The sequence below is a fragment of the Emticicia aquatilis genome (genome assembly GCF_014644295.1).
GTDB classification, from domain to species: domain Bacteria; phylum Bacteroidota; class Bacteroidia; order Cytophagales; family Spirosomataceae; genus Emticicia; species Emticicia aquatilis.
In genome coordinates, this window is sequence record NZ_BMKK01000033.1 from 1 (window position 1) to 878 (window position 878).

An 878-nucleotide genomic window follows, 5' to 3' on the forward strand; every position below is an offset into this window, starting at 1 on the left:
CCGGCAGTAGTATTGCTTGGGTTTGTCAAAACTTGTGAAATCGTTGAACCTGTGCCTGAACTCGCTCCGGTAATACCACCTGTAATCGTACCAACTGTCCAACTATACGTACTTGCTACACTTGAACTAATCGCTACCGATGGTGCTGTGCCACTACATATAGTAGCATTTGCCACGGTGATGGTTGGTAATGGGTTCACTGTAACTGTTGCACTGGCTGTTGCTGTACAACCTCCCGGACTACCTGTTACTGTGATAGTATAAGTAAATGTTCCCGCTGTGGCTGTCGGTACTGCTAAACTCGAACCTGTGGCTCCTGTACTCCATAAGAAACTTGAACCATTGGTAATGCTTGGAGTAAGCGTCAACGTTGAATTTTGACACACTGTTTGGTTGGTTAAACTAACTGTTGGTTGTGGATTAACCGTTACACTCGCACTCGCTGTTGCTGTACAACCGCCTGGAGTTCCTGTTACTGTTACTGTATAATTTACTGTTCCTACTGTTCCTGTTGGTACACTTATGCTCGAACTCGTCGCCCCTGTACTCCACAAGAAACTTGAACCATTCGTCACACTCGGTGTGAGCGTCAAGGTTGAATTTTGACATACCGTTTGGTTGGTTAAACTAACTGTTGGTTTAGGATTAACCGTTACTAAAACACTCGCTGTGGTCGTACAACCGCCTGTACCTGCTGTGGCCGTAATGATATATTGTACACTTCCGGCAACTGTACTACTTGGATTCGTCAAGACCTGTGAAATCGTTGAACCTGTGCCTGAACTCGCTCCAGTAATACCGCCTGTGATTGTACCAACTGTCCAACTATACGTACTTGCTACACTTGAACTAATCGCTACCGATGGTGCGGTACCACT

1 protein-coding gene is annotated in these 878 nt (G+C 45.8%); it reads right to left on the reverse strand.

What is annotated here, in order from left to right; all coding sequences use genetic code 11:
• Positions 1-878: PKD-like domain-containing protein (locus IEX65_RS27965; protein ID WP_308424977.1), on the reverse strand; the 878-nt coding region annotated here is incomplete at both ends.